Raw genomic sequence first — 15,768 nt, forward strand, 5'->3', positions numbered from 1 at the left:
ATAAACTTCTCGTTATATTCCTTTATTGTTCTTACACCACCGGCTTCTTTTAACAAATCATAACGAGTATCCATTTCTATGGTTAAAGAACGAAGCGTGTTCTTAACTTTCTGTACATCTGTAATAATTGCATCAACAGCATCTGGTAATTTAGCAAGAAAATGTTTTTCAATAATAGAATAACTTGAAAGCTCAATTTTCTTTGGATCAATTAAAACAAATTTCAGTTCACAAGGATGCTTTCTATATAATAAAGAAGTAATAATTGCATTTAATCCTACTGATTTTCCCTGACCGGTAGCACCTGCAACTAATAAGTGTGGAGACCTTGTTAAATCAAAAACAAAAACTTCATTTTGAATTGTTTTACCCAATGTTACGGGTAAATCAAATTTAGCCTCCTGAAATTTTGAAGAACTGATAACAGAGCGCATAGAAACAATTTCAGGATTAAGATTTGGAACCTCAATACCTATTGTTCCTTTACCTGGTATTGGAGCAATAATCCTAATTCCAAGTGCAGCCAGGCTTAAAGCAATATCATCTTCAAGATTTCTAATTTTTGAAATTTTAACTCCGGGGGCAGGAACTATTTCATATAATGTTACGGTCGGTCCGATTGTAGCTTTAATTTTATCAATCTGAATACCGTAGTTTTTAAGTGTATCAATAATCTTATTTTTATTGGCTATCAATTCCTGTTCGCTAACCTCAGAATTAGAAGAGCGATGATCTTCCAATAAATCAATTGGTGGAAATTTATAATGTGATAACTCAAGGCGAGGATCAAAGTCGCCCATAATAGGTTGAACCGGTTGGTCAGTTACTTCAACTTCGGGTTCAGATTCTTTTCTTTCTACAGTAAGCGAAATTTCATCAGGGGTGTCAGAAGGTATTTCTTTTATTGTTTGAACGATTTCAAAATCGTCATCATTATTTTCTTCTTCAATATTATCTATCTCAACTGGTAATTCATCTTCTACAACTGGAGCAACATCTTCTGCCTTCTCATTGTTTGTATCATCAGAAAATGTTCTGTCTTCTGTTTCATCTGTAGCAGGATTTTTAGTTTTTACAGGAATAATTGCATTTTTTGATTTATTTAAAATTCTTTTAAACCAAAGTAAAGCATCTCTGAAAACAAAAATGATGAAAGTAAAAGCAGTTACTGCCAGAATAAAGAAAGTTCCAATTTCACCTACTGCAGAATTAAGCCATTTACTTATAAAAAATCCTGTAGCACCACCTAATACAAACCAGTTGCTTCCAAATAAATATCCAAGGGCAACCGAAAACCAAAGTGTAAGAAAAATAAGGTATCTGGTAGTCTTACCAAAAGGTAACCACTTTAAATTTAATAACCTAAAAGCTACCAATAAAAAAAATAACAGGAAAGAAATTGAAGGCAATCCAAACCATTTATTAATAAATAAATTTGAAATATATGCTCCAGTTTTTCCAGCCCAGTTATCTACTATAATATTTTCATCAGCAAGTAATGATAACCAATTAATTGTTAATTTACTCTGGTCTGTTTGCCATGTAAAAAGGTAAGAAATAAATGAGAAAAGTGTAAAAAGTGAAAAACAAATTATTACGACTGCCATTACAGCTTTTGTACGATCGTCAGTAATAAATCCAATAGACCTTTTAATAAAAGAAACGTTTTTCTCTTCTGTTTTTGTTGATTCTTTTTCGGTTTTCTTTTTTTTCTCGGCCATATTAAAGGACTGCTTTCATAAATATGAAACGAAAGTGCTTATTTTTAAGCAAAAAATCCTCTATTAAAGAGGATTTTTTTGAATTTTTTATGAACAGTTAAAAGTGTATTACTCTCCGCCACCCATCATTTTCTTAAACTCAGACATAGACATTTCCTGATATCCAGTAGGAATTGCAAACATTGCATCTTTAACTTTCTCTTTTTTAACTTCTTTTGCAGAAATTAACATTTTAATTTCTCCTTCTTGTCCACCTTCTTGAACATACTCTAACATAACACCTTCTACATCTTTATATTGAGTTTGCCAGTTTGAATTTTTAAGATCAATACCATCAGTTACCCAAATAGTAGAAGTTTTGCCATCCTGAACAAAATCAGCTTTCTTACAATCATATCCTGCAATTTTTTTGGTTTCGGTTCCAACAGTAACTGTGCCTTTTGGAATTTCTGCCTGTGCTTTTTCAGTTTCTTCTTTAGTTGATTTAAGTGCCATTTTTTGTCCCATCATATCTAATAGTACAACCTGTTCTTTAGTTTCAGAATTAGTAATAATAATAACTGAACCCATTGCAGATTTTTGTTCTAATCTGGTTTTTGGACCACTATAACAAATCAGTACTTCAGTTGGTAATTGTGATGCCATTGAAGGATCAACCTCACCCTGAACAGTAACAGAATATAAAATACTACCTGTAAATTCTTTACCTTTTTTTTGTGCCATACAATTAACTGATACTAATACGGCAACAAATAATAATGCTACACTAACAATTTTCATAAGATTTGATTTATTTAAAAATACTACATTAAATTACTAATAGTTTCCTGCATTTTTTCTTTAGGAACTTTCACAAATCCTTCAGGAATTGCAAATTCTTCATCATTTACCTTTTCTTTAATAACTTTTTTTGCTTTTAAATGTGTAGGTATTTTCTGAAATGCCATTTGGTATTCTAACAATACTCCATCAATCATATTAAATGGATTGTTACAATTTGGCTTGTTAATTTTTATCTCATCTGTATAATATACAATAAATTTTGTATTTGCAGAATCATTTAAAGAAACGCTATATGCCTTACATTTATAACCTGCAATAGTTTTTGTAGAATCAGATTTCTCAACTTTCATTCCCGGCATTTCATCATATCCAAATTGAGGACCGTCCATTGTAGTTTCGTAATAATACTTTTCATTCATTATTTTCAATAGAGCCTGCCTCTTATTTTTATCTCTATCGGCAATACCAGCCATTTGAAAAATACCCATCCATCCTTCTATTTTCTGAACAGTAACATCATCTTTAAATTTAACTGTCATAGATGTTGGCAATAAGCTAATAAGTGGATTATCTTTTTCATCCTGCAAATAAACCATATCATATTCAATTACTCCCTCATCTAATTTCCCAGAGAAACCATCAATACCACAAGAGTATGTAAATATTAGTAAAAATATTGAAATCAGTCCACTAATCCTTATTGCGGTATATCGCATGCTTTTTTTTGCTTCAAATAATAAAGACAAAAATAAAAAAATATTTTATATGACTAGCTATAATTTAAAAAAAATACAGATTATAAAGAATATTAATAACCCAAGTTTTTCAGCATAGAAACGGCACTCTGTTCTTTAGCAAATAGTTTGGTTACATAATCATCATTTTCATCTTTAGAAATAATAATATGTTTTGGTGCTGGAATTAAACAATGCTGAATTCCACCATATCCACCTAAAGCTTCCTGATAAGCTCCTGTATGAAAAAAACCTATAAATAAAGGTTTTTCTTTATCAAATTTTGGCAAAAAGATTGCATTTACATGAGCCTCTTCACTATAGTAATCCTGACTATCACAAGTTAAACCGCCAAGGAAAACTCTTTCGTAAGGTAATTCCCAATTATTAACGGCTAAAAGAATAAATCTTTGGTTCATAGCCCATATATCTGGTAGGGTTGTCATAAATGAACTATCAATAATATCCCATTGCTCTCTGTCGTTTTGCTTTTTCTGATCAAGAACGTTATACAGAACTGCTCCACTTTCACCAACTGTGTACGATCCGAATTCAGTAAAAATATTTGGTTCGGGAACCTCGCCTTGTTCACATAAACGTTTTATCTGACTGATGATTTCTTCCGCAATGTATTCATACTCGTAGTCGAATGCTAAAGAATTCTTTATTGGGAAGCCACCACCAATATTTAAACTATCTAACTCAGGACAAATTTTCTTTAACTCAATATACACAGAAACACACTTAGTAAGTTCATTCCAATAGTATGAGGTATCTTTAATTCCGGTATTAATAAAGAAGTGAAGCATTTTAAGTTCAAACTTCTTTGAGTTTTTAATTCTGGTATTATAATAATCAATTATTTCATTGTATCTAAAACCAAGTCTCGAAGTATAGAACTGAAAACTGGGCTCCTCCTCAGCAGCAATTCTTATTCCCAGCTTAGTTTTTACTTTTACATTTTTTTCGTAATAATCCAATTCATCTTTATTATCTAGAACCGGAATAGTATTATGAAATCCGCTGTTTACAAGCTCACAAATATATTGCATGTATAAAGCTTTTTTAAAACCATTACATACTATATATGTATCAGTAGTAATTTTTCCATTTTCGTATAAACGATCTATAATCGGAATGTCAAATGCAGATGAAGTTTCAATATGAATATCATTTTTAAGTGCCTCCTCCAGAACAAAAGAAAAATGTGAACTTTTAGTACAATAGCAGTAAAAATAGTCACCCTGATAGTCAGATTTTGCAATTGCAACGTTAAAGAAGCGCTTTGCTTTCTGTATTTGTTCGGATATCTTAGGAAGATAAGTAATCTTTAGTGGCGTTCCATATTGCTTGATAATATCCATTAAAGGAATATCATGAAACGACAACTCATCATCAGTTACTTTAAACTCATCCTGCGGAAAATCAAAAGTTTGTTCTATTAAGTCAAGGTATCTTGTTTTCATTTTTCAAATGTAAGTTAGACGAATTGAATATTATTTTTTAAAGTAACTAACGCGGATTTTACTTTTATTGCAAAAGTAAAAAAAATAGATAATTACAACATACATTTTTAAATTTTATTTATCTGTTAACTGACATATAAATTAGAATATCGTCATATTAGTAAGATGTGGAAAATAATATTTAGTTTTGCACCCTTATTTTAATTAAGATTTTTATGAATAAACTAGCAGTTGTAGCCTTTGGTGGTAATGCACTTTTAAGAGCCGGGCAAAAAGGAACTATCAGCGAACAAGAGAAAAACGCTTATGAAACTTGCGAAAACCTTGTACCGTTGATTCAAAAAGGATATAATTTAGTTATTACCCATGGAAACGGACCACAAGTAGGTAATATTCTTTTACAAAACGATGGCGGAAAGAAAATTCATGGTATTCCCGAAATGCCTTTAGATATTTGTGGAGCATATAGTCAGGGCTTTATTGGTTACGTTATTGAACAACAACTTAGAAATGCTCTTGAGGCAAAAGGAATGGATGAAGATATAATTACACTTATAACTCAAGTTCTTGTAGATAAAAACGATCCCGCATTTGCAAATCCTACAAAACCTATTGGTCCTTATTATACAAAAGAAGAAGCAGAAAAATTAGCTGCCGAAACCGGATCAAAATATAAAGAAGACGCAAAAGGAAATGGATGGAGAAAAGTTGTTGCATCACCTTCACCTAATAGAATTGCAAATAGAAAATCTATTGCAAAACTTGCCCGCGAAGGAAATATTGTAATTGCAGTTGGTGGTGGTGGTATTCCTGTTTTTTATGTAGAACCACACAAATTAGAAGGAATTGATGCAGTAATTGATAAAGATTTAGCTTCATCATTATTAGCAAATCAGATTGGTGCAGATGAATTCTATATTATAACCGATGTACCTAAAGTTTGTATCAATTTTAATAAACCAAACGAAATAAAGCTTGATAGACTTACTATCATGGATGCTGAAAGATATTTAGCAGAAGGTCAGTTTGGCGAAGGAAGCATGGGACCAAAAGTAAAAGCATGCATTCAATTTGTAAAAAATGGAGGGAAAGAAGCAATTATAACAGTTGCAGATCAACTTCATAATAAAGAAGCAGGAACAATAATAGTATTAAATTAACAATAAAAACCAGAAATTATGGCATTTAATATCAGAAACAGAAGCTTTTTAAAGTTGTTGGATTTTACTCCACAAGAAATTACTTATTTATTAAATCTTGCTTTAGATTTAAAAAAGGCAAAATATGCCGGCACTGAACAACAAAAATTAAAAGGCAAAAACATTGCTTTAATATTTGAGAAAGATTCTACAAGAACACGTTGCGCATTTGAGGTTGCTGCATACGACCAAGGTGCACATGTAACTTATTTGGGACCATCAGGAACTCAAATTGGAAAAAAAGAATCGATGAAAGATACTGCAAGAGTACTTGGCAGAATGTATGACGGCATCGAGTATCGTGGTTACGGTCAGGCAATTGTTGAAGAACTTGCACAATATGCAGGAGTTCCGGTTTGGAATGGCTTAACAAATGAATTTCACCCAACTCAGATTCTTGCTGACTTTTTAACAATGATGGAACATTCCGATAAACCTTTAAATCAGGTTTCTTTCTGTTATTGTGGTGATGCAAAAAACAATATGGGAAATTCATTATTAATTGGTGCTGCAAAAATGGGAATGGATTTTAGAGCTGCTGCTCCAAAAGCTTGTCAACCATCTGCAGAATTGGTTAAAAAAGCTAAAGAAATTGCAAAAGAAACAGGTGCAAAAATTACAATTACTGACGACGTAGCTAAAGCTGTTAAAGGAGTTGATTTTCTATATACCGACGTATGGGTATCAATGGGAGAACCAGATTCAGTTTGGGCAGAACGTATTAAAATGTTAAAACCTTATCAGGTAAACACAAAGATGTTACAACTTACAGGAAATCCTAAAGTTAAATTTTTACATTGCTTACCTGCATTCCATAATCGCGAAACAAAAATGGGCGAAGAAATTTTCCAAAAATATAAATTAGATGGAATGGAAGTAACAGAAGAAGTTTTTGAATCACCAAATTCAATAGTTTTTGATGAAGCAGAAAACAGAATACACACAATTAAAGCTGTAATGGTTGCTACATTAGGTTCTTAATATTTTTTTATCATATTTTTAAAGGCAATTCTTAAAGAATTGCCTTTTCTTTTTTTATGTAGCAATAGATAATTATTGTTAAAATTTAGTATTTAGGTTTTCAAAACCTTATTTTTACATTAAAAACAAACAGATGTCAGTTTTATATTTAATAGGTTTTATATTATTCGCTTACTTAATGGGTTCTATTCCAACATCTGTATGGATAGGAAAATATTTTTACAATATTGATGTTCGTGAGCACGGGAGTAAAAATGCAGGTGCAACAAATACCTTCAGGGTTTTAGGTCCAAAAGCAGGGATCCCTGTTTTTATTATTGATGTTGTTAAAGGATGGGTTCCAGTTTTTATTGCAACTAATGTTATGCAACTTTTTCCGGAAAGTGCTGACAGCTTTCTAATTCCGATTATCCTTGGGATAATAGCAGTTACAGGTCATATTTTTCCGGTTTTCGCAAAATTTAAAGGAGGTAAAGGTGTTGCAACAATGTTGGGAATTTCAATAGCACTTCATCCAATTGCTGCAGCAATATGTGCCGGGTTATTTATTATTATTTTGGTAATTACAAAATATGTTTCATTTGGATCACTATTAGCCGGAGTTTTTTTCCCGGTGCTAATTAATTTCATTATTGGAACACCATCAATTTCATTAATGATATTCTCAATTTTGGCATCAGTAACTATTGTTATTACTCATCAAAAAAATATTTTAAGGTTGGTAACTTTAACAGAGAACAAAACATATATTTTTAAATCACAAATTCGCCGCGGGGGACGTTAAGCATAACCTATAATGTATATTTAATAGTATTTTTATGACAAAAAAACTTTCCCATACAGACAAAAACGGAAAAGCAAATATGGTTGATGTAGGCTCAAAACCTGACCAGATAAGAGTTGCTATTGCAGAAGGTAACATTTTACTTCAAGCAAACACATTAAAGCTAATTTCGGATAACCAAATGAAAAAAGGTGATGTATTAACAGTTGCCGAGATAGCCGGAATTCAAGCTGCTAAAAGAACCGCAGAGTTAATTCCACTTTGTCATAACATAGAGCTGAATAAAGTAAGTGTAAAAGCTACACAAACAAAAAAAGGAATAAATATAGTTTCAGAAGCTAAATGCACAGGTAAAACAGGTGTTGAAATGGAAGCATTAACGGCTACTACTGTTGCTTTACTTACAATTTACGATATGTGCAAAGCAGTTGATAAATCAATGGTTATTAACAATATTAAATTAGTAAAGAAAACAAAAGAATAACTGACTTATTCATTATGGAACAAATTGCAGAAATTAAAATATTATCAGTTAATATATCCGAAGAAAAGGGAACAATAAAAAAATCTGTAGAAGAAATTATTTTATCTAACATTGGAATTGAAGGTGATGCTCATTCAGGTAAATGGCACAGACAATTAAGTATGCTTGCTTCAGAAAGTATTGAACGTTTCGAAAAAGTAATGGGCAGAAAACTGGAACCCGGAGAGTTTGCAGAAAATATAACTTGCAAAGGATTAGAAATAAAAGACTGTCTTCCATTAGATAAATTTGTTGGTTGTCACGTTGAATTAGAAGTAACTCAAATTGGAAAAAAATGCCATGGCAGTAATTGCTCAATATATAATGAAACCGGTAATTGTGTTATGCCAAAAGAAGGAATTTTTTTAAGAGTAACAAGAAATGGTTCTTTAAAAAAGGGCGACAACATGATTTTCCATCCAAAGGTTTTTAAATTTTATGTAATAACATTAAGCGACCGTGCTAGTGCAGGAGAATATGAAGATTTGAGCGGACCAAGAATTACTGAATTATTAAAAACACATTTTTCTGAAAAAAAGAGAAAAGTAAAAATTTCTAATCATATTATTCCAGATAACAAAGAAGAATTAAATAAACATATTCAAAAAGCAGTACACGAAAAATATGATGGAATTATAACTACTGGCGGTACAGGCATTGGACCACGCGACATAACCGTTGAAACAGTTCAACCAATGCTGGAAAAAGAAATTCCAGGTATTATGGAACATATTCGTACGAAATATGGCGCTGAAAAACCAAACGCATTACTTAGTCGAGGAGTTGCCGGAACAATAGGCAATAGTATTGTTTATACTCTTCCCGGAAGTGTTAAAGCAGTAAATGAATACATGGCAGAAATTTTAAAAACTTTCGAGCATCTTGTATATATGATGCATGGGTTGGATACACATTAGTTTAAAAAGTCGCACTTCGACGCCGCTCAGTGTGACTTTAGATATTAAAGTTTTACAATTTTAATTTTAGGATTTCTCAGAATATAATTTTTAATAATCATTCTTACATCACGATTATCAGAGCGGCAAGGAATATTTTCTGCAATTTCCTGAACATTGTTAATTTGCGTTGAATTATCAAAATAAGAAAAACCACAATATGATCCATTAACAACTTTAACAACTGAAATTTCTTCATCTGTTCTCCCTTCACCCATAATCAAAAAACTATTATCACCAAGTGAGCAATATTTAAGCAATTTTTTAACTCTTGAATTATATTTCTCAGATAATTCATTTCCTGTGCATGCACCATTACATTTGCCTACCTGACAATAAAAACATGGTCCTGTAGAATTATATAACCCACAAAATTTTTGACAAAGAGTATATTTATCAATCATGGATTCTAAAAATTCAATAGCCTCTTCATGAGTATGAAATGTAGTTATTGGAGTAGTTCCGGTTGTACTTTTTTCAATTGCCAAATGCAAATAACCACTTCTATCTTCATATGAAAAAAGTCCCCACGCAAAACCAGTCCTCCTCTGCATTCTGTTATATAATGGCTTGTGTTTTTTTATCTCTTCTGATTCTAATAACAATGCGATTAATTCATTTCCACAAATCTCGTGTCCAATTGAAGCTACATTAGTAGCCATTTCAATTGTTTTGCGGCTTGACATATTTCGCAAATGAGTAAGAACTCGATCACGTAAATTTTTACTTTTTCCTATATAAATTGTTTCATTTTTATCATTTAACAAATAATACACACCAATAGCTTCAGGAATTTCTTCAATGGTATTAATTGTAATGTCAGGATGTAAACCTTCAGGAATTTTATATTTTTCTTTCTTAACGGGAATTTTATTTCCTGTTTCGGTATTTCGTTTTAATAATAATTCAAATAACTTTACAGTTGCAAGCGCATCTCCAGCCGCACGGTGTCTGTTTTCTATACCAATATTTAAGCTATTACAAAGTTCACCTAAACTATATGACTTTAATCCTGGAAATAGTTTACGACTTAACTTAACAGTACATAATGTTTCGAGTTTAAAATCAAAACCTAATTCTTTAAATTCATTTTTAATAAAATTGTAGTCAAAAGTAGCATTATGGGCAACAAATATTTTACCACGCATAATCTCTACAATTTGTTTAGCTACTTCGTAAAAATGTGGAGCATCAGCAACCATTTCATTTGAAATTCCTGTAAGTTTTGTTATAAAATACGGAATTGATTTCTCGGGATTAATTAAAGTCACAAATTTATCTGTGATCTTTTCCCCATCATAAGAATAAATGGCAATTTCGGTTATACGTTCGTGTTTAAAGCTACCACCGGTGGTTTCTATATCAACAATAACGTACACTTATATAATAATTATAAAATAAAGAAATATTAAAATCTAACAAAAAAATTACGAATGACAAATTACGAATACTATGTTATTCGTAATCTATCATTCGTAATCAAAATTTGGTTTTTACTGATTTTTAAATGCAGAAATTCCAGCAAACTTAGCACTGGTACCTAATTCATTTTCAATTCTGATTAATTGATTAAATTTTTCGATACGTTCACTCCTGCATCCGCTACCGGTTTTGATATGACCAGCATTAACAGCTACTGCTAAATCAGCAATAAATGAATCTGAAGTTTCACCCGAGCGATGAGAAATAAAAGCTTTATAACCATTCTTAAATGCTAATTCAATTGTTTCTAAAGTTTCTGTAACAGTTCCAATCTGATTTAATTTTATCAGAACAGAATTTGCAACACCTTTTGCAATACCTTCAGCAAGGATAGCTTTGTTTGTACAGAATAAATCATCACCAACAATCTCAATTTTTTTACCTACAGAATCAGTTAAATTTTTCCATCCTTTCCAGTCATTTTCAGCTAATCCATCTTCAAGTGAAACTATTGGGAATTGTTTTACCCAACTCTCCCACATTTTAACCATATCATCACTTGTAACTAATTTTTTAGAACTCTTATAAAAACGATATTTTCCTTTTTCCCACATTTCACTTGCAGCAGGATCTAAGCAAATACTAACTTCTTTACCTGGTTTAAAGCCAGCTTTTGTTATTGCTTCAAGAATTACTTCAATTGCCTCTTCATTTGATTTTAAATTTGGCGCAAATCCACCTTCGTCGCCAACACCAGTACTATATCCTTTTGCGTTAAGTACACCTTTTAAACTGTGAAAAACTTCAATACCCATACGTATTGATTCGTTAAAAGTACGTGCACCATGAGGAGCAATCATAAATTCCTGAAAATCCACATTGTTATCTGCATGTCTTCCTCCGTTTATAACATTCATGCAAGGAACAGGCAATAGATATGCATTACTACCGCCTAAATACTGATACAATGGAATTCCTTTGCTTGTAGCACATGCACGAGCAAATGCCATCGAAACAGCAAGAATAGCATTGGCGCCCAAATTTGATTTATTTGGAGAACCATCAATTGACATCATAAAATAATCCAGATCACGCTGAGAAAAATATTTACCATTAACTTCTGGAGCAATTTTGGTTTTAACATTGTTAACTGCTCTTAATACACCCTTACCCTGATAACGTTTTTTGTCTCCATCACGTAGCTCACAAGCTTCGCGTTCACCAGTAGATGCTCCACTTGGAACCATTGCACGTTCCATTGTACCATCTGCTAAAATTACTGTAGCTTCAACTGTAGGGTTTCCTCTTGAATCGAGAATTTCGGTTGCGTCAACATGTACTATTTCCATAATTTAATTTTTAGTATTATTTTGTTTTTTCAATATAAGTTTTTTATTTGTGTACAAATATAACTTATACATTCCGAATGAAATAACAGCTCCTAAAATTGCACCGCAAATTACATCACCGGGATAATGTACACCGTTATAAATACGACTGTAAGATACTAAAATTGCCCAAATAAAAATGACATATTTCAATATTTTAAATGATTTATCCAAAGCTAACCAAAAGAAAACCGCCATACCTATTGCATTGGCTGTATGCGAGGAAACAAATCCATACATACCTCCAGGACCAGCGGAAGACATATGTACTAATCCTTCAAGAGCTGGTTCGTGTGAGGGACGTAGCCTTTCAACCAAGACTTTGATTAAATGTGATGCTCCCTGATCACAAAGAACTAGAGCAACAATTGCAAAAACTAAAATTAAAATAGAATCCTTTTTATAATGCCTGATTATTAAAAATGCAATTAAAAAATAAAAAGGAATCCAAATATCCTTATCGCTTAACCAATACATAATCGGATCAAAAAAAGAATTGTTTAACCCGTTTAGAAATAAGAATAATTGGGTATCTAGTTGGTTTAAATATTCTATCATTAGGATTGATTATTTTTTATTGAACATTGTTAATTTATTATGATAATTTGTATAAAATTAAATTTTATTTCTATTATTTCAAATTATTATTGTCCTATAGAAATAAAATATTTAAAGACAAAATCATTATCAAGAATAAGCTCCAGCGGAGCTTAATATTTAATATTAATATCATTTATTCAAATTATGTTTGTCCCTGCGGGACAAAATGTTTATAGATAATTTTATTTTCAAGGATAAGCTCCAGCGGAGCTTAATGTTATTCTTCATACCATTCAAATAAATATTGCGGATCAAAATCTACATCATATTTAGCAAGCAATTCTAAATATTCATTTTTAAAAGAATTTTGTTTATGATGCTCTTCCTGATTTAAAATATAATTAATTACAGTTGTTAATTGAAGATGCGAATGCGTAAATGAGCCAAAACCCTCCTGCCAATAGAATTTGAAATTAGTGAATTTCTTTTCTTTAATAAAGATTGATGTAGATGTTTTTATATCCCTTACTAAATCAGAAACACAAATATTCGGTTTAAACCCAATAAGAATATGTGTATGATCTGGCATGCAATTAACGGCTAAAAGTTTTTGCCCATGATTTGTTACAATTCCGGTAATATACTTTTGTAATTCCTCTTTATGTTTTTTGGGAATTAGGTTTTCTCTGTTTCTTACAGCAAAAACAATGTGAACATACATTTGAGAATAGGTGTTTGCCATGGTATTATTTTGTATTTATCAATTTACATTCAGCTACTCTGTAGCTGAAAGGTATTTTTTTATTTTTTTATAAACATTATGCTACTCTGTAGCATAATCAAAACTTATTTAATACTTCTCTTTTTATTTAACCATTTTTGAGCTTTATAACAAAGAAAAGCAGAGCCTGCACCTACTAATGCACCTACTGCAACATCGCTTGGATAATGGACTCCAAGGTGCACTCGCGAATAACCTACTGAAGATGCCCACAAATATGATGGTGCTATAACATACCACTTAGGATATGCCAAACTCAATGAAGTTGCCGTTGAAAATGCCTCTGATGTATGTCCCGATGGAAATGATTTACTCCCGGCAGAAGACATTTTTTCGATGTCAGGATATGTTTTAAAAGGGCGTTCACGGTTTATTGAATACTTCATTATTACAGTAATTCCAGAAGTTAAAACAAGAGAAGTTCCTAACAATAATCCTTTATGTTTAATTGTACTATCATTCATGATTAAACCAGTTCCCAAAACAACAGCAGGAACTCCAAAACTAACTATACCTGTTGTATTAGAAATAAGCTGGAAACCACCATCGAGATTTTTATTTCTGTTTAAATTAATATCGCGCAATAATTCAATATCTGCATTCTGTGAGAAGCAATTAAATGAGAATAATAACAATATAAAGAATAAAATAATTCTCATCTATGAAAATATTTTAAAAGCTGTTTTAAATATAATTTTAAAATCAGTAAAAAAACTTTGATTATTAATGTATTTTAAATTCAATTCCAGTTTATGTGGCATAATTTTTTCTACATACATTTTTTCTGCATCATCAGATTCTGCCAATATTTTATTTTCCTCAATATACTCAATCGAGGCATAATCTGTAAGTCCTGGACGTACAGACAAAACATGTAATTGTTCTTTGTTATAAAGATTAACATATTTCCTTACTTCCGGACGCGGACCAACAATACTCATATCGCCCAATAAAATATTAAACAATTGTGGCAATTCATCTAATTTAAATTTACGAAGAAACTTTCCAAATCCGGTGATTCTTTTGTCATTTGTTCCGACAGTGATAAGACCTTTTTTATCAGACCCCACAAACATTGTACGGAATTTCATTAATTTAAAATCGCGACTATTTTTCCCTACACGTTTCTGAAAATAGAAAAAACCACCCCTGCTTTCAAAGTTTATAATTAATGAAATAACAAACATAATTGGCAATAAAACCAATATTGCTAACAAAGATAAAAATATGTCAGTAAATCTTTTTAACATTAAATTCCAATTTCTTCAAATACAGAATCTTTTACAGCTTTAATAACGGTTTCAATCATTTCATCAGTTAAATCATAATAAACAGGCAGAGAAATTTCTCGACTGTAATTATCAAACGCTACAGGATAATCTGCCATCTTAAATCCTCTGTTTTTATAAGCGCTAAGCATTGGTAATGGCTGAAAATGTACGTTTACAGAAACATCTTTATCAAATATTCTTTGAATTATTGCATCACGTTGTTGTTCTGTAATATTTTTTATTCTTAACAAATAAACATGATAAGAAGAAATTCTGTTTTCATCTTCGTAAACCGGAAGTTGTGCCCAACTCATTTTTGAAAATGCATTGGTGTAACAATCAAAAATATATTTGCGTTTTACTAAAGTATCAGTTTTATACCTATCAATTTCAATTAATCCAATGGATGCCAGAATATCTGTCATATTAGCTTTATAACCTGCATCAATCACATCATAACGCCATGCACCTTTTTGAAGCTTAGAAAATGCATCTTTACTTTGGCCATGCAAAATCATAATACTAAAATATTTATATAATGCATCACAATCAAAGCTATCAGGCAAGTTCAGGCAAATTGAACCTCCTTCGGCAGTTGTTAGATTTTTAATTGCATGAAATGAGAACACTGTAATATCAGCTAATACACCGGTATTTTTATTTTTATAAAATGCACCAAAAGAATGTGCAGCATCAGCCATAATAAGAATACGACCAAGTTTCTTTTGCTCATCATTTTTAGCAACAAATAAACTTTTAACTTCCGGTATGTTTACCAAATTATATATGGCTTCATAATCACAGGTAAGCCCGGCCATATCAACAGGAATAATTACTTTTGTTTTTGAAGTAATTGCTTTTTTAATTGAAGCAACAGAAATAGAAAAATCATTAGGATCTATGTCAACCATTACAGGTGTTGCTCCACAATGAACAATAACATTTGCTGAAGCACAATATGTATAAGCAGGAACTATTACTTCGTCGCCCTCGCCTACTCCATACCAGCGAAGAACTAATTCTAATCCTGCGGTAGCTGAATTTAATGCTATAGTATTTTTACAGCCACAATATTCGGTTACTTTTTTCTCAAATAATTTAGTTTTAGGACCAGTTGTTATCCAACCTGATTTTAAAGTATCAACAACTTCATCAATTATTTTCTGATCTATTCTTGGTGGTGAAAATGGTATCATTTTAATTAAAAGTTTATTGTTCT

At 31.4% G+C, this 15,768-nt stretch carries 16 protein-coding genes; 5 read left to right on the top strand and 11 right to left on the bottom strand.

Annotated elements, in window-relative coordinates:
• The 4 genes from HY951_13590 to HY951_13605 all read right to left on the bottom strand — a co-directional run.
• Positions 1 to 1,721: DNA translocase FtsK 4TM domain-containing protein (locus HY951_13590; protein ID MBI5541093.1), on the bottom strand; the 1,721-nt coding region annotated here is incomplete at its 3' end.
• Between the two features lie 108 nt (positions 1,722 to 1,829).
• Entirely contained in the window at positions 1,830 to 2,501 is a 672-nt protein-coding gene (locus tag HY951_13595) for a DUF4412 domain-containing protein (GenBank protein MBI5541094.1), read from the bottom strand.
• A gap of 23 nt (positions 2,502 to 2,524) precedes the next feature.
• On the bottom strand, positions 2,525 to 3,220 hold the full coding sequence (locus HY951_13600) for a hypothetical protein (protein ID MBI5541095.1): 696 nt from the start codon (positions 3,218 to 3,220) through the stop codon (positions 2,525 to 2,527).
• Between the two features lie 92 nt (positions 3,221 to 3,312).
• Positions 3,313 to 4,704, bottom strand: coding sequence for an arginine decarboxylase (locus HY951_13605; protein ID MBI5541096.1), 1,392 nt, complete (start codon positions 4,702 to 4,704; stop codon positions 3,313 to 3,315).
• A 215-nt stretch (positions 4,705 to 4,919) separates the two neighbouring features.
• Here HY951_13605 and arcC point away from each other — a divergent pair, with 215 nt between their 5' ends.
• From arcC to HY951_13630, 5 genes are all read left to right on the top strand, one after another.
• The gene (gene arcC / locus HY951_13610) at positions 4,920 to 5,864 is read left to right on the top strand and encodes a carbamate kinase (GenBank protein MBI5541097.1); all 945 of its coding nucleotides are present in this window, start codon (positions 4,920 to 4,922) and stop codon (positions 5,862 to 5,864) included.
• An 18-nt stretch (positions 5,865 to 5,882) separates the two neighbouring features.
• Positions 5,883 to 6,884 (top strand): ornithine carbamoyltransferase, encoded by a 1,002-nt coding sequence (locus tag HY951_13615; protein ID MBI5541098.1) that lies wholly within the window; start codon positions 5,883 to 5,885, stop codon positions 6,882 to 6,884.
• Positions 6,885 to 7,017: 133 nt separating this feature from the next.
• Positions 7,018 to 7,668 (top strand): glycerol-3-phosphate 1-O-acyltransferase PlsY, encoded by a 651-nt coding sequence (gene plsY, locus HY951_13620; GenBank protein MBI5541099.1) that lies wholly within the window; start codon positions 7,018 to 7,020, stop codon positions 7,666 to 7,668.
• A gap of 34 nt (positions 7,669 to 7,702) precedes the next feature.
• A complete protein-coding gene (moaC, locus tag HY951_13625; GenBank protein ID MBI5541100.1) occupies positions 7,703 to 8,152 on the top strand; it encodes a cyclic pyranopterin monophosphate synthase MoaC in 450 nt (149 codons plus the stop codon).
• A gap of 14 nt (positions 8,153 to 8,166) precedes the next feature.
• Entirely contained in the window at positions 8,167 to 9,108 is a 942-nt protein-coding gene (locus HY951_13630; GenBank protein MBI5541101.1) for a molybdenum cofactor synthesis protein, read from the top strand.
• Positions 9,109 to 9,152: 44 nt separating this feature from the next.
• Here HY951_13630 and HY951_13635 read toward each other — a convergent pair whose 3' ends face one another.
• The 7 genes from HY951_13635 to HY951_13665 form a co-directional block, all read right to left on the bottom strand.
• On the bottom strand, positions 9,153 to 10,526 hold the full coding sequence (locus tag HY951_13635) for a GIY-YIG nuclease family protein (GenBank protein ID MBI5541102.1): 1,374 nt from the start codon (positions 10,524 to 10,526) through the stop codon (positions 9,153 to 9,155).
• Positions 10,527 to 10,640: 114 nt separating this feature from the next.
• Positions 10,641 to 11,918 carry a phosphopyruvate hydratase gene (eno, locus tag HY951_13640; GenBank protein ID MBI5541103.1) on the bottom strand — a complete coding sequence of 426 codons (1,278 nt, stop codon included), beginning with the start codon at positions 11,916 to 11,918 and terminating at the stop codon, positions 10,641 to 10,643.
• A gap of 3 nt (positions 11,919 to 11,921) precedes the next feature.
• The gene (locus tag HY951_13645; GenBank protein MBI5541104.1) at positions 11,922 to 12,515 is read right to left on the bottom strand and encodes a phosphatase PAP2 family protein; all 594 of its coding nucleotides are present in this window, start codon (positions 12,513 to 12,515) and stop codon (positions 11,922 to 11,924) included.
• Between the two features lie 259 nt (positions 12,516 to 12,774).
• Positions 12,775 to 13,239 (bottom strand): IS200/IS605 family transposase, encoded by a 465-nt coding sequence (gene tnpA / locus HY951_13650; protein ID MBI5541105.1) that lies wholly within the window; start codon positions 13,237 to 13,239, stop codon positions 12,775 to 12,777.
• A gap of 104 nt (positions 13,240 to 13,343) precedes the next feature.
• Positions 13,344 to 13,742 carry a phosphatase PAP2 family protein gene (locus HY951_13655; protein MBI5541106.1) on the bottom strand — a complete coding sequence of 133 codons (399 nt, stop codon included), beginning with the start codon at positions 13,740 to 13,742 and terminating at the stop codon, positions 13,344 to 13,346.
• A gap of 195 nt (positions 13,743 to 13,937) precedes the next feature.
• The gene (locus HY951_13660) at positions 13,938 to 14,528 is read right to left on the bottom strand and encodes a sugar transferase (protein ID MBI5541107.1); all 591 of its coding nucleotides are present in this window, start codon (positions 14,526 to 14,528) and stop codon (positions 13,938 to 13,940) included.
• Complete coding sequence (locus HY951_13665; protein MBI5541108.1) at positions 14,528 to 15,745, bottom strand: DegT/DnrJ/EryC1/StrS aminotransferase family protein; 1,218 nt, start codon at positions 15,743 to 15,745, stop codon at positions 14,528 to 14,530. Before HY951_13665 ends, HY951_13660 begins: the two co-directional genes overlap by 1 nt.
• Positions 15,746 to 15,768: the final 23 nt, after the last annotated feature.

It is taken from the genome of Bacteroidia bacterium (assembly GCA_016218155.1).
In the GTDB taxonomy this organism is placed as follows: Bacteria; Bacteroidota; Bacteroidia; order Bacteroidales; family GWA2-32-17; genus GWA2-32-17.